Raw genomic sequence first — 24039 nt, forward strand, 5'->3', positions numbered from 1 at the left:
TCAATGACTCACGCGACCACCCCTCTTGACGGTGCCGCTCGTTCTCGAACCGTCCACGACGAACCGAAGCAGACGATCGAGTTCGGGGTCGTGACGGTAGGCCTGTTCGTCGTCTGGCTCGTCTGGGTATCCGACGGCCACTCACCGACGTCCGGCTTGGGTACCGACGTCCCCTCCATCGCACTCGGGGCGCTCGTCGCCAGTAGCTCCATCCCTGCGGCGAGGATCGCCGTCGATCGGGAGCGCGAACAACTGATGCAAGAGCGCGACGCTTTCCATCAGTTCGCGACTGAGGTCGATTCGATCCCCGTCTCGGCCGATGTTGGCGGCGGGCTCCCGCTGGTCGGCGTGGAGCACGCGAACACGGTCGTGGGAGAACTCGATAGCGTTCGGGCAGCCTACCGCGAGTGCATCATGGGACTCGAGCATTTCGATCAGTTGTACGGCGAAGCGCTGTACGACAACATGGCGTCCGAACTCTCGGCAGACGTCGCGACGGCCGTCGTCTGCGGCGATCAGTTCTCGCTCCCGGTCAAGCGGGCGGCGATCCAGCGAGCGACCGAGGCCAGTCTCCGCCGCGAGCGACTGCTGCAGACGATCGATTCGGAACGCGATTCACTCGACTGCGCGGAGCGACAGCTCCGGGCGATTGCGTCGGATCTCGAGGCTGAACCGTCGCTGTCCGAGGCGACGCTCACCGAACTCTTCGACCACGAACGACGGCTGTCTCGGTGGAAAGATCGGTGCGAACGGTTGCTCCGAAGCCGCCAGCAACACATCCACGCCGAGAGCATGTTTCGGTCGAACCTCGACCTGCTGTTCGTTCAATCCTACCTATACGCGGAACTCGAGACCGACTTTCCGGTGTTAGACGCCTGTGTGCGACTGCATTCGCGACTCGAGGCGCGCCAGCAGGCTATCCACCGCGCGATCACGTATCGATGATCTGGGTACCCACCTGCAGTGGCGTTCCACCCGATTGGTAAAATCGAAATCCAGCTCATTGGTGTGAACCTATCTTCTACGGATACTACTAGACGAAACACCATTTGATGGGACTCGAGATCAATGAGCGAATATCATAGATCGAACTGTAATCCGTATTGTAACAACGATAGTCGACGTACTCTATGACCTTCGATTTGTATTGGTGCCATATCTTGACGACAGGTCTCTGTGTAGACCGCTCGAACTGATCGCTGAGAACACATCAGATATCACATGAAATAGGAAACGTTCTCCGATCTCGAATTAACTTACATGAAGTTTTACTCAGCATCTATCCTAAATGCTCTATAAACCACCCATACATAGGATTCAATGGGAATATACAACTTTCACTTCTCCATATTTGTACTAGAGCCTCCGATATACAGAAAACTGGCGTCAATTCAATACCCGATCGGTGTGTCCAATCATAGCTAGATTGAAGTAAAAACCGCTGAACCACATGGTATGGTTCGCGTCAACCGCGTCGCCGATACCCGTGCGCATACCGGAGAGGGACCGCTCTGGCATCCCGACGAACAACGACTGTACTGGGTCGATATCCCGGCCGGCCGGCTCTATCGATACGACCCCGAAATCGACGAGTACGAGTGTGTCTACGAGACGGACGACGAACCGCTCGGCGGCTACACCATCGAAGCGGACGGAGCACTGCTTCTGTTCACTCACGGCACCGTCAGCCGCTGGGTTCCGGGTGGGGAGAGGGCCGAACCGGTCGCCGAAATCGACGCTGACACGCGGTTCAACGACGTCATCGCGGATCCCGAGGGACGCGTGTTCTGCGGGACGATGCCCGGCGAGAACGAACTCGGCGACCTCTATCGTCTCGATCCGGATGGCACCTCGACGGTCGTTCTCGAAGATGTCGATATCGCGAACGGAATGGGGTTCTCCAGCGATCACGAGACGTTCTATTTCACAGAATCCGAGGCCCATCGAATCTACGCGTTCGAGTACGACCGCGCGACCGGCGACATCTCGAACGAGCGGACGTTCCTCGAAACGCCCGCGGACGACGGTATCCCGGATGGGATGACCGTCGACGAAAGGGGCTGTATCTGGTCCGCTCGATGGAACGGCGGGCGAGTCGTCCGGTACGCTCCCGATGGCGGACCGATCGACGAGATCGAACTTCCCGCGAGAAAAGTCTCCTCCGTCACGTTCGGCGGACCGAACTATCGTGATCTCTATCTGACGACCGCGCTGACAGACGGGGATCGGGCCATCGAGGGTGACGGTGCCGGCGCACTCTTTCGGATTCCGGACGTCGGCGTGGCTGGCGTCCCCGAGTTCCGATCGCGCATCGCCCTCGAGTAACGCCCCCGCTGTGGATCACTCCGATACGGACGCTGCCGTGTCCGCAGTTCTCCGGTCCGAAACGGCGTTCCGTTATCGCTCCACACCGAGGAGTTCTCTCGTCGCCGCCATCGCCTCGTCGGGGTCCTCGAGCGGCGAGAACTCACAGCCGACGAAGCCGTCGTAGCCGCTCTCCTCGAGTGCGTCGATGATATTCGCGTAGTTCAGTTCGCCCGTCCCGGGTTCGTGGCGACCGGGGACGTCGGCGATGTGGACGTGGCCGACGTGCTCGATACAGTCGGTGAGCGTCTGGATGACGTTCCCCTCGGTGATCTGCTGGTGGTAGACGTCGTACAGCAGCTTCACGTTCGGGGAATCGACCGCCTCGACGATCTCGACGCCCTCGCGGGTCGACGTGAGGTAGTAGCCGGGGTGGTCGACCGCGGTGTTCAGCGGCTCTACGACGATCGTTACGCCCGCCTCTTCAGCGTCCGGCGCGACGCTCGAGAGGACGTCGACGATATTCCGATGTTGGGTCTCGCGGTCGAGACCCTCCTGGTCGGGACCGGTCGTCGCGATGAGCGTCGAACAGTCTATCTCGGCGGCCGTTTCGATCGACTCACGGACCGTCTCGGCGGCGTCATCCGCCTGCTCCGAGTCGGTGAGCGTTCCACCGGCGACACAGCCGACCACCGGTAGGTCCGCCTCGTCGGCGGCTGTCGTGACCGCTTCGAGATCCTTCTCGCGCCAGTCCCAGAACTCGACGGCGTCGGCGCCCGCGTCGGCGGCGCGCGAGACGCGCTCGTGAAACGGCTCGTCGTCGTAGACGGTCTCGAGACAGACCGAGAGATCCACCACGTCAGGCACCTCCCTCGCCGATCTCGTCCGCGGCTGGTTCCGGCGACAGGTCGCCGCTTGCGACCATCGCCTCGAGCGGGTTGTCGTCGATCTCGAGCGGTAGGTCGACGCGGCCGCGTCTGCGAACTGACTCGTAGCCGCCGAACAGGATCTCCGCCGTGTTGAGGCCGATTCGTCCGCTGAGCTCGGGCTCCGTCCCCTCCTCGAGACAGTCGAGGACGTGTTCGACCGCTCGGTCGTGGAACTCCGAGCCGAATCGGTCCCCTTCGTTCCCGGTTCGGTGCATCGTCTCGCCGCCGACGTCGATCCGCTCGGTCGAACCGCCGCTGCGTACCTCGAGCATCGGCCCGTCGTCGACGGCGATCCGGATCTCGCCGTCGGTGCCGCGGAGCAGGATGGCTGCTCCGACCAGTTCCTTTCCGGCACCGGTCGACAGCACGGCGTGGACGCCGTCGTCGTACCGCCACTGGGCCCACATCTGGTTCTCCTGGTGGGAGCCAAAGCGCCGGTCTTCCTCGCGATAATCCAGCTGTGCGATGACCCACTTGGCGGACCGGTCGCCGGCGAACATCCCGGCGAGATCGACCGTGTGGGCGCCCGTGTCGTAGAAGTCGCCCCAGCCGATCTCGATTCGCTCGAGGTCGCCGATTGCGCCGTCCTCGAGGAGTTGTTTGGCGTCGACGAACGGGCGCCCGAAGCGGCGCTGCCGGTTGAACGTCAACTGGACGTCGGCGCGCCAGCACGTCTGGACCGTTCGCTGGGCGCTCGCCCACGTGTGGGCCAGCGGCTTCTCGCAGTGGATCGCGTCGACGACGCTGCGGGCGCACCCGACGACGATCTCCTCGTGGATCGCCGGCGGGACCGCCACGCTGACGACGTCCGGTTCGACCGCCGCGAGCAGTTCGCGGTAGTCCTCGAAAACGTACTCCGCGGCGATCTCGAACTCGTCGGCGAAGGCCGCGCCGTTCTCCGGGACGATGTCGGCACAGGCTACGAGCCGACAGTCGTCGTGGTTTCGGTACGCTTCCGCGTGTCGGTACCCCATCGCGAAGCCGTCGAGCGTCGGATTGCTCGGGTCCGGGCCGGTGCCGACGATGGCAACGTCGTACATCGAGATCACCGAAACTCCTCGAGGGCGGCCGCGCCGTGTTCGAGGGATTCGCGCGGATCCGTCGGTTCGTCGTGTTCGTAGATGTACCACTCGACGTCCGCCCTTCGAGCCGCGTCCAGACACGCCTCGAGATCGACGTCGCCGTCTCCGAGTTCGACGGGCGACATCGTCTCAGTCTCGACGTCGGCGAAGTGCGCGAGCGAGATTCGGTCGCCGTAGCGCTCGAGGAGGGTAACCGGATCGAGGCCGCCGGCGACCGCCCAGCCGAGGTCGAGTTCGAACCCGAGGCCGTCGTCGGACTCCTCGAGGAGTACCTCCATCGCCGTCGAGTCGCCGCAGTCGACGAACTCGTGGTCGTGATTGTGATAGTGAAGCTCGAAGCCGCGGTCGGCGACGGTTTCAGCCATCGCGGACAGCCGTCGTGCCGTGGACTGGACGGCCTCCGCCGACTCGAAGTGCGTCTCGTCGAGATACGGGACGACGAGCGTGTCACAGCCGAGTCGCTCGTAGATCGCCAGGGTCTCTTCGAGCGACTCTTCGAGGTTTTCGAGCCCGACGTGTGCGCTGGCGACGGTGAGGCCCGTCCCCTCGAGGACGGTCGCGATCGCTTCGACGTCCGCGTCGCGAACGCGGTGGGTGAACTCGACGCCGTCGAACGGCGTCGCAGCGACGTCTTTCAGCACCTCTGAGAGCGGTTCCTCGAGGTCCCGGAGCGTATAGAGTTGGATGGCCGTCTGTGGCATACGCTACAAACTTGATGCGAGCCACGTATATAGCTAGTGCTACCGGGTGTCGTGAACGAGAGCGGTTGTCCGTACACACCGCTGTGCTGTCGCGGTCACGAATTGTCCGTCCCAGATCGTCATATAGAACACTACGGGTGGCCTGCGTAACGCACGTTCACCGTGCGACCGTTGCGATGCGATCTCGAATTCGATGCGATCGGGCACTCTCGCACCCGTTCTTTACAGGGGTATGTCTGTAACGATGCGCCGGTATTGCGATTCGGGTACCTCGATACGGCGCCTCGACCGAACGACGAGCGTCTCGCTAGAGACCGTCGTCTCGTTCTCGAGAGCACTACTACGGTTCCGATATGATATCCGCGCGTTCGAGCGGAACAGCACCGTCGAGATGACGTCGTTTCGCGATCGGCTACTCGAGTAACCCCTTCATGTACCCGACGGCGAACAGTTTGCCCGTGATGTGGTAGCCGGGAATCGAATTGTCCTCGCCGGCCATCGTCGGCACGTGGTCGGGACGTATGGGGCCGTCGAAGCCGACCTCGCGGTAGGCGTCGATCGCGACCTGCATGTCCGTCGGTCCCTCGTCGTGCCAGGTCTCGACGAAGCCGTCCGCGTCGCCGTCGACGTCACGGAAGTGGACGAACTGAATCCGATCGCCGAAGTGGCGAATCGTCTCTGGGATATCGACGCCCATCGCCGCGAAGTTACCCTGACAGAAGGTGATTCCGTTCGCCGGCGAGTCGACGATCTCGAGGACGCGGTCGTAGGCCTCGACGCTAGTGATTATCCGGGGCATGCCGCGAACCTTCTCGCGAGGCGGATCGTCGGGGTGGAGGCCGAGTTTCACGCCTGCCTCTTCGGCGACCGGCACGACGCGCTCGAGAAAGTACTCGAGGCTCTCCCACAGGTCCGCTTCGGCGGTGTTTCTGGCCGCCGGCGGCGTCGGTCCGCGTCGCATCTGCTCGTTATCGTAGGCCGTCGTCAGCGAGCCGCCGCGGGCCGGCGTCGTCGTCGACGTCCGCGCCCAGCGGAGGCCGGCCATCCAGTCGTAGCAGACGACCTCGACGCCGAGTTCGCCGATATTCCTGAGAAACCGACAGAATTCGTCGATCTCCTCGTCGCGGCCGTCCAGCCCGAGTCTGGTCTCGTCCGTGATCGGTACGCTCCCTTCGAAGACGGCGGGTTCGATGCCCCGGTCGCGATACCGGTTGGTCAGGTGCAAGAGGTCGTCGTAGTTCGAGGGACAGCCCCCGTCACCGATCTCGAGCGAGTGATAGACGGCGGTCTCGACGCCGACCTGTGTAGCGAGTTCCCACCGCTCGTCGGGCTCCGGAGGAAGGACTAGTGCAACGTCCATGTTCGGTATGTCGAGCATTGTTCCAAGGCCTCTTATGTGTTTTCGGAGGCTTTCTTCTCGCCTTCGAATCGCGGTAGCCACTGGTCGAAAATTTCTCGTCGCTCGCCGGGTTCCGGTATCGTCTCCAGTTTGGCCGTCGGCTGGCGTTCACTACTACGGATGTATCGCTCCCTTCCCCGGATCGTGTTCCCCATTCGCACGAAGCTCTCGTCGGATCTGTCTCCACACTATCTATGATTGTTCGAACACAATTCTGAGTACTCGGTATCCGCGACTCGGTCGGATCGTACTCGTTCTCTATACGCCTGATTTGGACTCGGGTGCCACTACAGGCCTTCTCCCGTCTATTCGGCTCGTGACGATCGCGACTACTCACACCGATATCGTTCACGACGTTTATTGTAAACTGCAACCTCCATACGGATTGTTTCTTCGTATTCCACTACTCGTAACATCGATAATCGATCTGTTAAAATCGAATATGGTTGTGAATATCAATCCTGGAGACGATGCCTGGTCGGCGCCAATATTCGTGTAACTGATGTGTCGGAGGCGATTTCACCTCTGATTATATACGCTTGTTATCTGTGGAACTGATCGCTATCCCGGGAGACCACTGTGAGGGTGTAGCGAACGAGTGCGCCGTACGACGCCTCGCTCGAGACGTTACTCTTCGTTCGTTCCGGTCGTGGGACCGGGCGTTACCTCGCCGGTCTCGACCATCGCCTCGAGCGGGTTGTCGCCGATTTCGAGCGGGAGGTCCACGCGACCGCGACGGCGCGAGGACTCCCAGGCGGCGAAGATGAGTTCGGTCGCGTTCAGCGCGTTTCGAGCACAGAGTTCGGGCTCGTCATCCGTCTCGAGACAGCGAACGAGATCGGCGATCGCGCGGTCGACGAACGCCCAGCTGTGGAGGCCGTCGTCGGTCTCGACGGCGGTCCACGTCTCGTCGCCGGCGCGACGTATGCGAAGCGGCGGCAGCTCTCGATCTCCGCCACCGTCTCCACCGTCGTCGCTTCCGCCAGCGGCCGGTCCGACTTCGATCACGCCGCGGGTGCCGACCAGTCGATTGTGACACCCAACGGCTCCCGTCGGTCCGCGACTCCCGACGCCGTCGCTGTCGCTCGTTCCGAGCCCGTGGACGCCGTTCTCGTACTCCCAGTGAACGATCGCCTGATTCTCGTTGTGCGCGCCGAACAGCAGATTCTCCTCGCTGTAATCGATCTGTGCCAGCACCCACTCGCCGGCGGTCTCGTCGACGAAGTAGTTACAGAGGTCGAAGGAGTGCGAGCCGTAGTCGAAGATGCCGACCGGCGCGGCGAACTCGACGCGCTCTAACTCGCCGATCTCGCCGCCGTCGAGCAGTTCCTTGGCCGTTCGAACCGCGTCGGAGAACCTGCGCTGGTGGTTGAACGTCAGCTGTACGTCGTGGCGGTCGGCCTCCTGGACCATCAGGCGAGCCCCGCCGTAGGTGTCGGCCATCGGCTTCTCGCAGTGGATCGCTTCGACGACACCGGAACGAATGCAGTCGACGACGATCCGCTCGTGGATCGAAGGCGGCACGCAGACCGAGACGACGTCGGGTTCGACGGCCTCGAGCATCGCCGCGTACTCCTCGAAGATCCCGTCCTGTCCGATCTCGAACTCGTCGGCGAACGCCTCCGCGTTCGCCCGGACGATGTCGACACAGGCGACGAGGTCGCAGTTCTCCGTGTTCTCGTAGCCCGCAGCGTGGTGATACGCCATCGCGTAGCCGTCTCGTCCCGGATCGTCCGGTTCGGCACCGGTGCCGATAACGGCGACTGTGTACGCCATACGAACCGTTCAATCGCCACGAGCTTACCGCTTTCGCACCTCCCACGTGTATCAGTCAGGCGAACTCGGGCAGGTACTCGGCGTTGGCCTTGAGCAAGTCGTCGACCATCCCGTCGATCTCCTCGAGCGTACAGACCGCACCCGCCAACGGATCGAGTTTGACGGCCCGGCGAAGCGCGTCCTCGTCGCGCTCGAGGGCGGCGTCGACGGCGAGCGACTGAACGTTTACGTTCGTCCGATTGAGCGCCGCGAGCTGCGGCGGGAGGTCGCCGACGGAGCAGGGGTGGACGCCCGTTGCGTCGACGTGACACGGCACCTCGACGATCGCGTCGTCGGGAAGATTCGTGATGAGTCGGCCGTCGTTCGGGACGTTGAGGTTCATCCGTCGACTCTCGCCCGTCTCGAGGGAGTGGACGATCCGCGCGGCGTACTCGCCCGAGCGCTCGAGGCTGGTATCTACCTCCCCGGGATCGAACTGGTCGGCGTGATCGATCTCACTCCACTGGTCGAAGTACTCGCCCGTCGGCAGCCAGCAGACGGGGGAGTACTCGAACGCTTCGCGGTCGGGATCGTAGGCGCTGGCGTCGACGAGCCGGTCGATCTCGGCTTGCTCGTGGCGGAAGTAGGGCAGGTACTCGCTCAGGTGGTGACTCGACTCCGTGATGAACCGCCCGAAGTGATCCATCGTCTCGAAGCGAACGACGTCCCGCGCGTAGATTTCGGGGTCGGTCATCGCTTCCTCGAGGTCGGGATACAGGTCGCGACCCTCGTGCCCTATGTCGAGGAACCACGCCATGTGGTTGATGCCGGCGACCCAGTACTCGAGTTCTTCGAACGGGACGTCGACGTAGCTCGCGATGGCGTGGGCCGTCCCGACGATGCTGTGACAGATGCCGTAGACGTCGATCTCGGTCTCGGCCTCGAGTGCCCAGCAGACCATCGCCATCGGGTTGGTGTGCTGCAGCAGCGGCGCGTCGGGACACAGTTCCTCCATATCGCGGGCGATGTCGAGCATCGTCGGAATCGTTCGCGTGGCCCGGAAGACGCCTCCCGGACCGAGCGTGTCGCCGACGGACTGCTCGACGCCGTATCGTCGGGGAATCTCGATCTCGTTGCGAACCGGCTCGGTGCCGCCGACGTGAATCATCGTGATCACGTAGTCCGCTCCCTCGAGCGCTTCCCGTCGATCGGTCGTCGCCTCGACCGTCGCGGGGAGGTCGTTCCCGTCGACCAGCGTCCGCGTCGCAGTCTCGATTCGCTCGAGGCGGTCGGCGTCGATATCCATCAGACTAAGCGTCGAGTCCTGGAGCGTCGGAAACGAGAGGACGTCGCGGACGAGCGTCCGCGTGAACGTGTGGCTCCCGGCGCCGATAAACGCAATTTTCACCATCGTACGTCAGCGTGTCTCACGCACGATATTAGCTCGTTCGGTCGCCGAAGGTCGCTCGATCGAATCAGTCCTCGCGGAGCCAGACAGCCATCTCGCCGGGCGCTCGGTTGTCCCACAAGAAGTGGGGTATCGCTATAAACGGGGCCGCAACTCGATTCGTTTCCGTGGCCGGCAAGTATAGGTCGTCGTCCCAGTCCTCGAAATCCGGGGCCATCGCTTCGCCCTCGAGGACGACGGTGCCACGGAGGAGGTCGTCCCGATAGGTCGTATCGGCCGTCGACGCCGACTCCGGACCGATCAGATACTGGTGAAGCGGTCGATCGTTGTCCACCGCCTCGAGGCAGTAGACGAGCGGCCCGCGAGTGAGCGCGATCCGGCCGGCGTTGGCCTCGACAGCCGGGTGCGCCCGAATCGGGACGACCGACTGCTCGAACGAGACCTCGATCCGATCGTCGTCCCACTCGCGCTCGAGGGTAACGTAGTCGGCGGTCCAGCGTCCGGTCCCGGGTTCCGGTTCGATATCCAGCGCACGCTCCTCGCCGTTCACTCGAACCGCCGCGTCGGTGCACCACGACGGAACTCGAAGGGAGATGCCGAACTCGGTCGGGACCGCGACGTCAATCTCGAGGCTCACGTCGCCGCCCCACGGCAACTCTGCGGTTTGGGTTATGTCGACCGCCGACCCGGCGACCTCGACCGTCGCCGAACTGCCGACGTACTGATTCACGTACAGTTGCGCTTCTTCACTTCCGACAGCGTACAGATACTCCCCGAGCGAGGCGAGCAACCGCGCGACGTTCGGCGGACAGCACGCACACTCGAACCAGCCCTCGCGGTGGTGGTCGCCGTCGCTCTCGAGGCGGTTGTCGTAGAAGAACTCGGTGCCGTCTTGGGACATCCCGACGAGGACGGCGTTGTACAGCGTCCACTCGATCAGGTCGGCGTAACGCGCGTTCCCAGTGAGTTCGAACAGCCGCTGATTCCAGAAGACGCTCCCGATCGCCGCGCAGGTCTCGGCGTAGGCGGTGTCGTTGGGCAGGTCGTAGTCCTCGGTGAAGCGTTCGCCGTAGGCGCTCGAGCCGATGCCGCCGGTGACGTACGTTCGCCGTTCGGTCATGCTTTCCCAGAGATGTTCGAGGTGTGCGAGCAACTCCTCGTCGTCAGTTTCGGCGGCGACCTCCGCGATCCCGGCGAAGAAGTACATCGCGCGAACCGAGTGCCCTTCCACGGACGTCTGCTCGAGAACCGGCGCGTGCGCCTGGGCGTAGCTCCCGTCGTACGCGCCGTCCTCGTAGAAGATGTCCCGCGCGCCGGCCGCGATGCCCTCCTCGTCGCTCTCGTAGCCCGCGAGTTCGTCGATGCGCTCGAGTTCCCGGGCGAGCCGGTCGTCGCGGCCCCGCAGGTCGACGAAGTATCGCGCGAGGTCGACGTAGCGGTCCTCGTCCGTCGCGCGAGCGAGTTTCACCAGCGCGAGTTCGATCCCCTGGTGGCCCGGAACGCCGTCGATCTCGTCGCCGAAGATCGAATCGATGTGATCTGCGAACCGAATCGCGACCTCGAGCAAGTCGCGTTCGCCCGTCGCCCAGTGGTGGGCGACGGCGGCCTCGATCAGGTGGCCCCCACAGTACAGTTCGTGCATCGTATTCAGATTCGTCCATCGCTTTCCGGGCTCTTCGAGTACGAAGTACGTGTTCAGATAGCCGTCGTCGTCCTGGGCCGCGGCGACGAGGTCGATCACCTCGTCGACCCGTCGCCGGAGCTCGGGTTCGTCGCGACGCGCGAGGACGTAACTCGCGGCCTCGAGCCACTTGTAGGCGTCCGAATCGGCGAACCAGATTCCCTGGAATCCGCCGCGGTCGTCCGCCCGTCCGTTTAGCACGGTGGCGGCCCGACGGAAGTTCTCGAGACAGCCGGTCGTCTCGAGGTGGTCGTACTGGTACTCGAGGCTGACCTCGCGGTTGCGTTCGAGCCGCGAGTTCCAGAACTCGTCGTCGATCGTGACGTCGGCCAGAGGTACCGACCGGGCGTGGCGAAGCGTCGTCATCGGGCGGTATCCCTCGGGGACGTATCGAGTCTCGCAGATTCCTCGAGTGACATCGCGACCAACTCGTCGACGAGCGCCGTCGCTACCGGACAGGAGCCGTAGCCGTCGATCACCCGAAGCGTGCAGACGCGAACGGCGCCGTCGCCGTACTGACGCGTCGCGACCGCCGCCGACGGATTGGCGAGCCACCCCTCGACGTATCCGACCGATACGTCGTCGCCCTCGGTTACGGACGCGACCGTATACGGGTACCGCCCGTCGAGTTCCCAGCCCGGGACCGACCCGAGCGGTGGCTCGAGTCTCTCGTCGTTGGTGTAAAGTAGCGACGCGACGAGGTTCCAGCTCTCGTCTTCGGGCAGGTCGCGGTAGTCGAACACGTCTCCGTCGGCGACTGATCCGTCCCGGTCGGCCAGCAACACCACGTCGCCGCCGTCGCGAGCGTACTCGAGTACCGCGTGCCTCGTCTCCGTGACGACGGCGGCGGCGACGGTGTCGTCGAGTTGGTCGACGACGGACGTCCCGCGTTCTTCGAGTGCGTCTCGGAGCGCCTCGTCCTCGGCGTAAATCGGCTCGTCGGCTCCGGATTCTCGACCGAGAACTGGGCTGCTGGAGTCGGCTCGCGGGCCGATCGTGACGGGTTCCTCGGTCGTCGCGTCGCCGAACGCGAGGGTGATCGCCTCGGTCCCCACGGCGTCTACCGTCGGCGCATCGACCGCGATGAGATCCTCGACGCGAACCGTCGAAACGGGGTCGACTGCGACCGTCCGTTGTCCTGATTCGCCGGCGGCGGTCCACGACAGCTCCGCCTCGAGTCGCTCGTCCGTGTCGTTGACGACGACCGCGTCGGCTGCGATAGTTCCGTCGTCCCAGACGGTCCGCGACTCGCACTCGAGTTGGACGGCGACCGGCGCGTTGACGCGGGCGAACTCGTCGTGGAAAACTTTCTGCTCGCGGCGATAGTCGAGGATCCCGTTGAACTCCCACTCGATATCCGAGAACTCCGTGATGACGTAGCCCGCGACGTCGTCTCGCGCTCGCATGCGTTCGATAACGTCCTTGTTCGAACGGAACTCCCGCCACTGCCAGGCCTCGGCCAGTGCCTCGAACTCGTCGAACGCCTCGGTGAGCGTGCTCTCCTCGAACCGTTCGCGGTAGCCGTCGGGTCGTTTCAGTCCCTGCTCTAAGAACTCGTAGTCGAACCAGGGCGGTCGCTCGCCGTAGGACTCCTCGATCGCCGGCGCGTCGCACAGCCCCCACGTGCCGAACTCGGAGACGATGATCGGCGCGTCGTCCGGATCCGTCTCGGCCGCCGCGTAGTTGTCTTCGGGGCGGTCGGCCATCCGATCGAGGTCCGCCTCCCAGGCGTCGGCGCGGTCGGGACTGACGAAGTACCGGTGATAATCGTTGACGTCGGTCGCCACGTGCGCCCAACCGGAGTTGTCACAGACGAGCCGCGTCGGATCTCGCTCGCGGGTCGATTCGTAGCAGTCGGCGAGGTAGCGCTGTTTTCCCTCGTCTTCCCACAGCGACGTCTCGACGTCCAGCCCCTGCGGGTTGCCGATCCCCCACTCCTCGTTGTAGATACTCCAGATGACGACGCTCGGTCGGTTGTAATCGCGCTCGATCATTCCCTCCAGTTGTTCGAAGACGGCCCGTCTCGAGCGATCGGTGTGAACCGTCGGGTTCGCGGGCTCCTCCCAGACGAGAATGCCGAGTCGGTCGGCACACTCGAGGAAGTCGGGATGGGCCGGCTTGATGTGCTTTCGCAGGAGGTTGAAGCCGAGTTCCGTGGCGGTCCGGACCTCCCGCTCGAAGCAGTCCTCGTCGAACGGTCGGTACAGCGTCTCCGGGTAGTAGCCCTGTTCGAGGGCACCCCGAAGGACGTACGGTTCGCCGTTCAGATACACCTGCCCGTCTCGAGCCTCGACGCTTCGCATTCCGAAGTAGTCCTCGTGTCGATCGACGACGGCGCCCTCGCGCTCGAGGTCGACGCGAACGTCGTAGAGCGCGGGCGTCTCCGGCGTCCAGTAGTCGGCGTCGGGAATCGGGATCGAGACCGCTTCCGTGCCGCTTGCTCCGTCCCCGTCGATCGCCGTCGATTCGGCCGCGACCGTCCTGTCGTCTCGAGTGACGACGACGTGAGCGACGACGGTTGATCCGCCGTTCGATCCGGCCGATCCGGACAGGTCGTCCAGTCCGTCCACGTCGAGTTCGACGTGGGCCGTGTCCGTCTCGAGGTCGGGTGTGACGCGAATCCCCTCGACGCGTACCGGCGGGACGGCCTCGAGGGTCACGTCCTGCCAGATACCGCTGACTCGTTGGTACCACGGCTCGCCCTGCTTGCCGTGTGGGAGTTCGCTCAGGTCGTCAGGGTCGACCACCTCGACGACGACCTCGTTCTCGCCGTCGACGAGCGCGTCGGTGACGTCCGTTTCGAAGGGGAGGTAGCCGCCGCGGTTCGCGCCGACGCGGTCGCCGTTGACCCAGACGGTCGTCTCGTAGTCGACGGCGTCGAACCGGAGGCGTCGCCGGAAGCGGTCGTCGTCCGGTGCGTCCAGCGCGATCGTCCGTCGGTACCACGCGGTGCCCGTGTACCCGCGGAACTCCTCGAGTTCCTGCCAGGCGTGGGGCACCTCCACGGACCGCGTTCGGTCGGGCCAGGCGCTGTCGGGTTCGTACCACCCCTCGTCGCGCCCGTCGTCGTCGGGATCGGTGGCGAACTGCCACGTGCCGTTCAGTTCCGTTTCCTGTCGACTGTCGTCCGCTCGGAAATCTGTCTCCATGTCGTGTTCGTATTCTCTGTTGGTATCGATCGTTGCTCGTCGCTCGTGGAATCCTCCGCTGCCAGCCGTCGCTCAGGCGGCTTCCTCCGCCCCTTCCGTGTCGGCTTTGCGAGCGGCTCGTTTGCCTTTCGATTCCGCGAGCAGATTCTCGCCGGTCCGGACGTCGAAGAGGTGCATGTCGTCGGGGTCGAACCCGATCTCGGTCCGATCGCCGACGGTCGGTTTCACGTCTCCGGGCACCCGAACGCGACACTCGGTGCCCTCGATATCCAGGTAGACGAAGTTGTCGCTGCCCGCGACCTCGAGGACGTCGACGACGGCGGAGATCGTGTTGTCACCGGCCGCGTCGTACGTGATGTCCTCGGGACGGATCCCCAGTTCGAGCCCGGACTTGGCCTCGTTTCCGAGGATCGTATCGATGATCGCGGGCGGGACGTCGTACTCGAACCCGTCGCCGACGAGCGTCGTGCCGCCCAACTCGACGTCGAAGAAGTTCATCGCTGGACTGCCGATGAAGTCCGCGACGAACCGGTTTGCGGGTTCGTTGTAGACCGTATCCGGCGGAGCGAACTGCTGGAGTTCGCCGCCGTCGAGAACGATGATTCGGTCGCTCATCGTCAGCGCCTCGTGTTGGTCGTGGGTGACGTAGATCGTCGTCGTCCCGAGCTCCTCCTGAAGTCGCTGGAGTTCGGTTCGCATGTGTACCTTGAGCTTGGCGTCTAAGTTCGATAACGGCTCGTCCATCAGGAAGATCTTCGGGTCGCGAACGATCGCTCGGCCGGTCGCCACGCGCTGTTGCTGGCCGCCCGAGAGGTTCGCCGGCTTGTCGTCTAACTGGTCTTCGATACCCATCATTTCCGCCGTCTCGCTGACTCGCCGTTCGATCTCGTCGTCGGGGAGATCCGTCGTCAGTTTGAGCCCGTAGGACATGTTCTTTCGAACGGTCATGTGCGGGTACAGCGCGTAGTTCTGGAACACCATCGCGATCCCGCGATCCTGTGGCTCGACGCCCTTGATGCTGTCGTCGCCGATCCGAATGTCGCCGTCGCTGATCTCCTCGAGTCCGGCGATCATCCGGAGCAGCGTCGATTTGCCGGACCCCGAGGGACCGACGACGGTGATGAACTCCCCGTCTTCGATCTCGGCGTCGAACCCGTTGACCGCGACGAAATCGTCGAGGTACACTTTCCGCACGCTGTCGAACGTTACCGATGCTGGGTCGTTAGTTGATTCGCTCATTGTTGAAGCTCCGTTGGTGGTCGTGAGTACCGCTCTCGTTCGTATCCGTTGCACTCGATTCGCCCGTTTTCGGGGAGGCTATCCGCGTGCGGTCGCTGTGTCCGGTCATCGCTCGGTCACCACCGTCGTACCCTGGGCCTCTTGCTCGGCGACGCTCGAGATGAACTCGACGTGAAGCGCGAACGCGATGCCGGCGAACAGGAGCGCCACGGCGACGGTCAGCAGCGACGTAACGACGAGCAACGCGCCGGTCACGACGCCGAGTGCCACCGCGCCGACGGCGTGGCGCGCCGTCCAGAGCAGTCCGTCCTTGAGTGCGGTGCCGACGGTTTTGTCCTCCGCCAGACCAAGCAGCGTCGGCATCGACACGAGCCAGGCGTACAGACCGGCGTACGCACAGCAGAGCGCGAACAGACCGGCGAGGACGGTTCCGCTCACGAGGTACGCGAGCGCGTAGTTCGCCGCGATCGCGAGTAGCGCGAGCGGGACGAGTCCCAGCAGCGTCGCGTGGACGAACTGACGGCGAACGGTCTCGAGGACCGCCGTCCGATCGATGCCGACGTGCCCGTCCTCCCGAAGCGACAGCACGGCGCGGTAGGCCCCGACGGTCGCCGGGCCGAGCGTCACGATCGGCAGTGACGCGAGGAACCAGCCGACGCTGATCCACACGATCGACGTGAGGTTCGCCCAGACGAACCGTCCCGTCCGCTCGAGCGAGGCGTACATCGGGTCGAGGTCGGTTGGTCGGGTCATTTCGTGGTCCCCTGCATCTCGACGGCTCGGACGAGGTGTTTCTGCATGACGAGGAAGACGATCAGGAGCGGGGTCGACGCGATGACCGCGGAGGTCATGATCACGCCGGGTTCGGTGACGCCCAGGTTGTCCTGCAGCGTCACCAGCCCGATCGGCAGCGTGTACATCGTCTCGCTCTGGAGGATGAGCAGCGGCCAGACGAAGGCGTTCCACGTCCAGATGAAGATGAACAGTCCGAGCGCCGCGAGGGCCGACCGCATCAGCGGGAGGACGATGTGGGTGAACACCCGGAGCCGAGAGAACCCGTCCAGACGCGCCGCCTCCTCGAGCTCCTCCGGAATGTCCTTGAAGAACTGAACGAGCATGAACACGCCCAGCGGGTTCGCGGCGCTCGGGAGGACGACGCCCCACATGGAGTTTACCAGCCCGAGTTCGCTCACGATGATGTACACCGGGACGAGGTTGACGATACCGGGTACCATGAAACTCGCCACGATGACCGCGAAGATGACGCGCCGGCCCGGCCACTCGAGGCGGGTCAGCGAGTAGGCGATCATCGCGTCGATGATGAGCACCACGACGGTCGTCACGCCCGCCAGGATTAGCGTGTTGACCGTCCACATGCCGATCAGCGAGTTAGCGAGGAGGTACTCGTACCAGTAGAGCGTGACGTCCCACGGGATCAGGTGTGGCACCTCGGAGTACACCAGATCGCGGGTCATGAACGACGTCGCGAACATGTACCAGTACGGGATGAGGAACAGCGCCGCCGTGCCGTACAGCCCGACGTACAGCGCGATGGTTCGAAGCCGTTCGTCGGTGATCGTCAGACTGTCGCGTACGGTCGTTGATTTCGTACTCATTCGCGGTCACCACTGAGGAAGTAGTAGCTGGTCGCCGAGACGGCGATCAGGATCATGAACAGAACGTAGCCGACCGCGGCGGCGTAGCCGAAGTCGCGGCCGGTAAAGGCCGTATCGTACAGGTACAGGACGATCGTCGTCGTCGAGAACGACGGACCGCCGTCGGTCATGATGAACGGTTGGCCGAACACCTGGAACGACCCTACGAACGTCACGATGACGACGAAGATGAGCGGATTCTGCATCTGTGGGATGGTGATGTCGCGCATCATTCGCCACGTGCTCGCGCCGTCCAGCTTCGCCGCCTCGTAGAGGCGATCCGAGACGTTCTGTCGGGCGGCCAGCAGGATGATGAAGTTGAACGCCAGCTGCCACCAGATCGTCGCGATAGCGAGCGCGGGCATCGCGAGGCTGTGGGAGTTCAGCCAGTTTCCGCCGCCGACGTAGTACGGAATGAGCCCCGAGGCGTTGAAGATGTCCGCCCACAGCAGGCCGACAACCGCGACGGTCAGTACGTAGGGGCTGAAGAAGACCGTTCGAAGGAACCACTGCCCCTTCACGTCACGGTTAACGCCGAGTGCCAGCAGGAGCGAGCCGATAACGATCGGTGGCACCGTGAGGACGACGAAGTAGACCGTGTTCCACAACGCGTTCCAGAACTCCGGATCCGAGAGCAGGATCTGGTAGTTCTCGAAGCCGATGAACTCCGACTGGCCCGGCTCGAGTGCGTTCCAGTCGTGTAAACTCATGTACAGCGCGAGGAGCAGCGGGCCGAACAGGAACAGTCCGGCGATCACGAGGTACGGAAGCGAAAACGTGACTCCCGCGAGTAACTCACGCGTCGACGACTTCGAGAGGTCGATGCCTCCCGAATCGCTCGTCTCGGTCTGTTGGTTTGCTTGTGCCATCGTTATTGCCTGCTAAACGTTTGTCTGACGCCGTCCGCGGCGGTCTCGATGACTTCTTCCGGAGTCATGTTCCCGGCGCGCATGTCGTCTAACGGCTGGTAGATCCGTTCCATATACTGGGTCGTTCTCGGGGTCGAGGGCGGCCGACGGAACTCGTCTTCCTCGACCATCTCGTGGAAGGTCTCGAGCGTCTGCGACCACGTCTCGGAGTCGCGAAGTTCGTCGCTCTCGGTCGCCGCTTCACTGGCGGGAAGGTGACCGGCGTCGTACCCCCATCGCGGGTTGAACTCCTGCGTGAGCAGTCGAATCGTCTCGATCGTGTCCTCGAGACGGGCCTGATCGCGATCCTCGCTCTGGGGGATGATCATCATGTGACTCTCACCGAGCGTCACGGGGGTAGTCGAGTCCGGCATGACGAACGGTTTCGTCATCCCGAACTCGAACCCCGTTTCGCGAACGACGCTGATGTGCCACGATCCCTCGAGCCGCATGCCGACCTCGCCTCGATTCCAGGCGTCCCAGCCGGTGTCCGGATCGACGGGTGCCCACTCCCGTTCGTGCACCCAGTCGTGCATCTCCTGGACGACCGCGAGTCCGTCGTCCGTTTCGAACGCCGGCTCGTAGTCGTCGTCGAGGAGCCGTCCGCCCCGACTGGCTACCATCATCCGCATCACTTCGACTCCCTGCTCGCCATCGAAGAAGTCGAACGCGTAGTGATCCGTATTGTCGACGATCGCATCGGCCGCATCGATGAACTGTTCCGGGGTCTCCGGGGGGTCCTCCGGGTCCAACCCGGCCTCCTCGAAGATTTCTTTGTTGTAGTAGAGGCCGAACGGGTGGCTATCGAGCGGGACGGCGAGTTGCTCGCCGCCGACGACGCCGCCCTGTGCGACCTCCTCCAGGTACGGCTCCGTGCCGATCTCGTCGGTGACCGGCACGAGGCTGTCTTCGTACTCGTCCATCATCCGCGAGTGCATGATCGCGAGATCCGGCGGATTGCCGCCGACCATCGACGTGTACAGGCGACCGTAGTACTCGTCCCACGGCACTCGCTGTCGGTTGATGTGCACGTCGTCGTTCTCGTTGATTTCGTCGACCATCGCCTCCATGACGTCACCGTCACCGCCGCCGAACAGCGTCCAGTACTCGACGCCCTCCTGAGATCTTCCGACGAACCCGGTACAGCCGGCGAGGCCGGTAAGACCACCAGCACCTGTCGCCTGAAGCAGCCCCCGGCGACTGACGGACCTCGAGCCCTGGCGGTGGCTCGAGCGGGGTCTATGAGGCCCCCTCTCTTTGTCACCTGCTGTCATACAACCGTATCGATCAGAGAGACACACATATATGTTACGGTGGTTCGAATTTTTATATATTCGATTGCTGGTATAATATGCGGCGAACGGAGGTCTGATTCCATCGTGCGCCAGGAACGGGGAGGTCGACACGCTATCCGACGTTCGCGGTCGAGACAGTGGCCAAATCAGTATCGGTCCGATCGCGGTCTCGACCGGCGGTCAGAACGCGCTATCGGCGAATCCACCGTCGACGGTGAGTACCTCGCCGGTGACGAACGACGACGCGTCGCTCGAGAGGTAGATCGCCGCCCCGATGAGTTCCTCGCGTTCGCCGACGCGGCCGAGCGGCGTTCGCTCGTCGATCCGCTCTCGCTTCTCGGTTCCCTCGGCGTAGGTGTCGGCGTTCTGCGGCGTGATGAAGAAGCCGGGCGCGATGGCGTTCACGCGGATCTCGGGGGCTAACTCCTTGGCCGCGGCGCGGGTGAACGCTTCGACGCCGCCTTTGACCGCCGAGTACGCCGGCAGGTTCGCCATCGACAGCCGTGCGGCGAGCGAGGAGATGTTGATGATACTCCCGTCGTCTTCCATCGCGGGCGCGAACGCCTGGGTTACCCGCCGTACGCCGTCGAGTGCGACGCTCGTGACGAACTCCCAGTCGTCGTCTTCGATGCCGAGGACGGTCTCTCGAGAGATTGCTCCCTGCGAGGCAACGACGATGTCGATCCCGCCGAGCGTCTCCTCGGCGACCTCCCGAACCCGCTCGAGCGACTCCCGGTCGGTGACGTCACAGGTGACGCGAGCCGTCGTCGCACCGCGGTCCTCGAGGAGGTCGGCCGTCTCCTCGACTTTTTGCTCGTCCCGGCTCGTCGCGATGACGTCGGCCCCGTCGGCTGCAAACCCGACGGCGATCGCCTGTCCGAGTCCGCTGGTCCCGCCGACGACGACGGCGCGTTTGTCTGCGACTGTCACTGGCGTGTGCGTACAACCGTCCATACGCCAGCCACTCTCACGCACGCGTATGAACGTTCGCATCGGTCGACGGGGGCGTCCGATAGTACCGCGTACTGGTTGCTGTCGCAGACATAACCCCGAACTATTAATATTGGCATGTGGAAACACGGAACTAGTGCATGACTGACGCACGTATAGCGGTTCACACAGAGGCGAGTATCGACCGGATCGCACCCGAAGTACACGGCCACTTCGCCGAACACCTCGGTCGCTGTATCTACGGCGGGATCTGGCACGCCGACAGCGCCGCCGAGAGCGGTTTCCGCGAGGACACCGTCTCGCTGCTCGAGGATCTCGACCTCCCGGTCCTCCGCTGGCCGGGCGGCTGTTTCGCCGACGACTACCACTGGGAGGACGGCGTCGGACCGCGAGACGAACGGCCCCGCCGTCGCAACCTCTTCTGGGCGCAGGGGCCGGAGGAGACGCCCGAGGAGTCGAACGCCTTCGGCTCCGACGAGTTTCTCGAGCTCTGTGAGCGCATCGGCACCGAAGCCTACCTCGCGGCGAACGTCGGCTCCGGCGATCCACAGGAGGCCGCAAACTGGGTCGAGTACTGCAACTACGACGGCGACACCGAGCTGGCGAACCGACGCCGGGAGAACGGTCACGAGGAGCCCTACGGCGTCACATACTGGGGTCTCGGAAACGAGAACTGGGGCTGTGGCGGTCGGATGTCCCCCGAACAGTACGCACGCGAGTACCGACGGTTCGCGACTTACGTCGGTACCATGGACGGCCTGTTGCTCGACCACGACCTCGAACTCATCGCCTGCGGCTACGAGGGCCACGAGTGGAATCGTCGATTCCTCGACGAGGTTTCCGGCGCCCCGTGGGGCGAACCGTTCCCGCTCGACCACCTCACGCTCCACCACTACTACGGCCGATCGATGACCGTCGCCGAGGCCGACGAGGATCAGTACGACCAGTTCCTCGTCGAGGCCCTCGAGATGGACCGCCACATCGAGCGAATCGCCGCGGCCATCGACGCGGTGGCGACGACCCGCGACATCGGCGTCATCGTCGACGAGTGGGGCTCCTGGCATCCCGAGGCGACGCCCGAGACCGGCTTAGAGCAGCCGGGAACCGTCCTCGACGGGCTCTCGGCGGCGGCCGTCCTCGACGTCTTCAACGACAACAGCGACGTCGTGACGATGACGAACATCGCACAGACCGTCAACGTCCTCCAGTGTCTCGTCGAGACCGACGAAGACGACGCCTGGGCGCGTCCGACCTACCGCGTCTTCGACCTCTACGCGCCCCACAAGGGTAACGAGGCCGTCCGGACCTCGGTCTCCGCGCCGACGCGCGAACTCGTCGACGACGACGAGAACCGCGAACTGCCCCTCGTCGGCGCCTCCGCCTCCGTCGGCGACGACGAAACCTACGTCACCGTCACCAACCTCGACTGCCGCGAGGACCACGCCGTCGAGATCGCCCTCGAGGGCGCAGACCTTCGCGAGGGCGACGTGCGGGCCGAGATCCTGTTCGCCGAGCAGGAACCCGACCTCGAGGTCACCGCCGCCAACGCCGAGGCGTTCACCGCCGACGACCTGTCGGTCTCGGTCGACGGCAAATCGATCGTCGCGGAACTGCCGCCGTCGACGGTCGCCGCGATCACCGTCGAGTAATCGGTCGCCACCATCGTTTTCGTCTCGTCGCTCGTTTGGACGATCGCACGCTCGAGCGACGCACCAGTTTCACACGAATCGAGAGCGAAGCGGAGCGAAACGACGAGCGCGATCAGCGCCCTCTGAAGACGATGTCGAGGACGACCGCGGCGATGATGATCACGCCCGTCAACAGCTCCTGAATGTCGACGCTCATCCCGTTCAAGACGAGCACCTGCGGGATGATCGCGATAACGAGCGCGCCGAGTACCATCCCGGAGAGCGAACCCTCCCCGCCGAAGAGGTTCGTCCCGCCGATGACGACGGCTGCGATGATCAGTAGCTCGTACGTCTGTCCGGTCGAGGCGAACATCGACCCGTAGTAGGAGATGTTGATCATGCCGGCCAGCGCCGCGAGCATCGCGACGAGGACGAAGTTCCGAATCTTCACCATGTCGGCATCGATGCCGGTCTTCTCGGCGGCGTCCTGATCGTCGCCGACGGCGAAGACGTGATACCCAAAGCGCGTCTTCTGTAGGATAACCCCGAAGACGACGACGAGCAGCACCGCCCAGACGACCTGGTGAGCGACCGTGACGCCGAGGATCTCCATTCGACCGCCGAGGAGTCCGACGACGGCGTCGTTCTGGGGAACGCCCCACGATCCCTCGGTGATCGCGAGGGCCACGCCCCGGAGCACGCTCAACATACCGATGGTCGCGATCAGCGACGGCACGCCGACTTTCGTCACGATCACGCCGTTCGTGAGGCCGACGGCCGCCGCGAGCATGAGTACGAGCACCACGCTCACGAGGCCCGTGAGCCGGTAGTCCTGCATAAGCATCGCGAACGTGAGGCCGCCTACGGCGAACATCGATCCGACCGAGAGGTCGAACTCGCCGCTGATGATCAGGAAGCTCATGCCGATGCCGATGATGACGTAGATCGACGCCGTCCGGAAGAGCCGGAAGGTCACGCCCGAGATGTCCTGCCAGCTGAAGAAGATGTCCGGTCGGGTGACCGCGATGATCGCGTAGAGGGCGAGGAACCCGAGCAGTACGCCGGCTTCTCGCCTCGAGGTGAATCGCCGAAGCAGGGTCGTCGGTTCGCGGGAGATGGCGAAGTCGCCGGCCGTCGCGGTTTCCTCGCTCATGCTGTCGATCCCTCCTCGGCGCCGGCCTCGGTGATCTCTTCGACCTGATCGTCCTCGCTTCCGCCCATCATCAAGAGGACGATGTCCTCGCGGTCGGCGTCGTCGGCGTCGAGGACGCCCATTAACTCTCCCTGGTGGAGCACCGTGATTCGGTCGGCGATACCGAGGACCTCCTCGATGTTGTGGCTGATGAGAACGATCGTAATGCCGCGTTCACGAAGGTCGTTCACCACGTTCAGGACGTTCCGAACGCCCTCGATCGACAGCGCGCTCGTCGGTTCGTCCATGATGAGTATCTCCGGATCGAACTGCAGCGCTCGAGCGATCGCGACCGCCTGTTGCTGCCCGCCGGAGAGGCTCCGGACGGCGGCGTGGGGATCGACGGGAATTTTCACCTGCTCGAGAATCGCCGACGCTTCGGTGGCCATCTCGCGCTCGTCGACGAGTCCCAGTCGGCCGGCGAGTCCCGCCTTCGTCGGTTCGTTTCCGAGGAAGATGTTCGCCGCGACCGACTGGCTCTCCGCGAGCGCGAGGTCCTGGTAGACGGTGCCGATCCCGGCCTCCTGTGCGTCGTTGTAGTCGTCGAACTCCACTCGCTCTCCCCTGAGGAAGACGTCGCCGTCGGTTGGCTTCAACACGCCACAGAGCATCTCGATCAGCGTCGACTTCCCCGCGCCGTTGTCGCCGACGACGGCCATGATCTCACCTTCGGCGGCGCTGAAGTCGACGTCTTTGACCGCGTGAACGGTTTCGAACCGTTTCGACAGCCCGTCCGTCCGGATGATCGGTTTCGAACTCATTG

Annotated in this window: 19 protein-coding genes; 3 read left to right on the forward strand and 16 right to left on the reverse strand. The window is 63.9% G+C overall.

The window, feature by feature from the left end:
* Window positions 1-3: 3 nt before the first annotated feature.
* Window positions 4-945, forward strand: a complete 942-nt coding sequence (locus tag BLT08_RS15070) for a DUF7260 family protein (RefSeq protein ID WP_090309295.1) — start codon at window positions 4-6, stop codon at window positions 943-945.
* A gap of 510 nt (window positions 946-1455) precedes the next feature.
* Window positions 1456-2325 (forward strand): SMP-30/gluconolactonase/LRE family protein, encoded by an 870-nt coding sequence (locus tag BLT08_RS15075; protein ID WP_090309299.1) that lies wholly within the window; start codon window positions 1456-1458, stop codon window positions 2323-2325.
* 72 nt (window positions 2326-2397) lie between these two features.
* Here the strand turns inward: BLT08_RS15075 and BLT08_RS15080 are convergent, their stop codons facing one another.
* From BLT08_RS15080 to BLT08_RS15150, 14 genes are all read right to left on the reverse strand, one after another.
* Window positions 2398-3162, reverse strand: a complete 765-nt coding sequence (locus BLT08_RS15080) for a hydroxypyruvate isomerase family protein (protein WP_090309302.1) — start codon at window positions 3160-3162, stop codon at window positions 2398-2400.
* A gap of 1 nt (window position 3163) precedes the next feature.
* The gene (locus tag BLT08_RS15085) at window positions 3164-4279 is read right to left on the reverse strand and encodes a Gfo/Idh/MocA family protein (RefSeq protein WP_217636382.1); all 1116 of its coding nucleotides are present in this window, start codon (window positions 4277-4279) and stop codon (window positions 3164-3166) included.
* Window positions 4279-5016, reverse strand: a complete 738-nt coding sequence (locus BLT08_RS15090; protein ID WP_090309308.1) for a sugar phosphate isomerase/epimerase family protein — start codon at window positions 5014-5016, stop codon at window positions 4279-4281. The genes BLT08_RS15085 and BLT08_RS15090 overlap by 1 nt, the downstream gene beginning before the upstream one ends.
* A gap of 412 nt (window positions 5017-5428) precedes the next feature.
* On the reverse strand, window positions 5429-6376 hold the full coding sequence (locus BLT08_RS15100) for a mannonate dehydratase (RefSeq protein WP_090310127.1): 948 nt from the start codon (window positions 6374-6376) through the stop codon (window positions 5429-5431).
* Between the two features lie 666 nt (window positions 6377-7042).
* Window positions 7043-8191 (reverse strand): Gfo/Idh/MocA family protein, encoded by a 1149-nt coding sequence (locus BLT08_RS15105; protein ID WP_090309317.1) that lies wholly within the window; start codon window positions 8189-8191, stop codon window positions 7043-7045.
* A 55-nt stretch (window positions 8192-8246) separates the two neighbouring features.
* On the reverse strand, window positions 8247-9581 hold the full coding sequence (gene melA, locus BLT08_RS15110; RefSeq protein WP_090309321.1) for an alpha-galactosidase: 1335 nt from the start codon (window positions 9579-9581) through the stop codon (window positions 8247-8249).
* Window positions 9582-9645: 64 nt separating this feature from the next.
* Window positions 9646-11625: a glycoside hydrolase family 127 protein gene (locus BLT08_RS15115; protein ID WP_090309324.1), complete on the reverse strand. Its 1980-nt coding sequence runs from the start codon at window positions 11623-11625 to the stop codon at window positions 9646-9648.
* The gene (locus tag BLT08_RS15120) at window positions 11622-14408 is read right to left on the reverse strand and encodes a glycoside hydrolase family 2 protein (RefSeq protein WP_090309328.1); all 2787 of its coding nucleotides are present in this window, start codon (window positions 14406-14408) and stop codon (window positions 11622-11624) included. The genes BLT08_RS15115 and BLT08_RS15120 overlap by 4 nt, the downstream gene beginning before the upstream one ends.
* Window positions 14409-14480: 72 nt before the next feature.
* Entirely contained in the window at window positions 14481-15647 is a 1167-nt protein-coding gene (locus tag BLT08_RS15125) for an ABC transporter ATP-binding protein (protein WP_090309333.1), read from the reverse strand.
* Between the two features lie 105 nt (window positions 15648-15752).
* Window positions 15753-16400, reverse strand: coding sequence for a DUF624 domain-containing protein (locus BLT08_RS15130; RefSeq protein WP_090309337.1), 648 nt, complete (start codon window positions 16398-16400; stop codon window positions 15753-15755).
* Complete coding sequence (locus tag BLT08_RS15135; protein ID WP_090309341.1) at window positions 16397-17263, reverse strand: carbohydrate ABC transporter permease; 867 nt, start codon at window positions 17261-17263, stop codon at window positions 16397-16399. The genes BLT08_RS15130 and BLT08_RS15135 overlap by 4 nt, the downstream gene beginning before the upstream one ends.
* On the reverse strand, window positions 17260-18171 hold the full coding sequence (locus BLT08_RS15140; RefSeq protein WP_090309346.1) for a carbohydrate ABC transporter permease: 912 nt from the start codon (window positions 18169-18171) through the stop codon (window positions 17260-17262). Before BLT08_RS15140 ends, BLT08_RS15135 begins: the two co-directional genes overlap by 4 nt.
* Window positions 18172-18173: 2 nt before the next feature.
* The gene (locus tag BLT08_RS15145; protein ID WP_090309352.1) at window positions 18174-19484 is read right to left on the reverse strand and encodes an extracellular solute-binding protein; all 1311 of its coding nucleotides are present in this window, start codon (window positions 19482-19484) and stop codon (window positions 18174-18176) included.
* A gap of 201 nt (window positions 19485-19685) precedes the next feature.
* Window positions 19686-20459: an SDR family NAD(P)-dependent oxidoreductase gene (locus BLT08_RS15150; protein WP_245724231.1), complete on the reverse strand. Its 774-nt coding sequence runs from the start codon at window positions 20457-20459 to the stop codon at window positions 19686-19688.
* A gap of 137 nt (window positions 20460-20596) precedes the next feature.
* Between BLT08_RS15150 and BLT08_RS15155 the strand changes: the two genes are divergently transcribed.
* Window positions 20597-22105 (forward strand): alpha-N-arabinofuranosidase, encoded by a 1509-nt coding sequence (locus tag BLT08_RS15155; protein ID WP_090309360.1) that lies wholly within the window; start codon window positions 20597-20599, stop codon window positions 22103-22105.
* A gap of 112 nt (window positions 22106-22217) precedes the next feature.
* Here the strand turns inward: BLT08_RS15155 and BLT08_RS15160 are convergent, their stop codons facing one another.
* Both BLT08_RS15160 and BLT08_RS15165 read right to left on the reverse strand, forming a co-directional pair.
* Window positions 22218-23237 (reverse strand): ABC transporter permease, encoded by a 1020-nt coding sequence (locus BLT08_RS15160; RefSeq protein ID WP_090309363.1) that lies wholly within the window; start codon window positions 23235-23237, stop codon window positions 22218-22220.
* Complete coding sequence (locus tag BLT08_RS15165) at window positions 23234-24037, reverse strand: ATP-binding cassette domain-containing protein (protein ID WP_090309366.1); 804 nt, start codon at window positions 24035-24037, stop codon at window positions 23234-23236. The genes BLT08_RS15160 and BLT08_RS15165 overlap by 4 nt, the downstream gene beginning before the upstream one ends.
* Window positions 24038-24039 lie beyond the last annotated feature (2 nt).

This window comes from Natronorubrum texcoconense (genome assembly GCF_900100335.1).
Classification (GTDB): domain Archaea; phylum Halobacteriota; class Halobacteria; order Halobacteriales; family Natrialbaceae; genus Natronorubrum; species Natronorubrum texcoconense.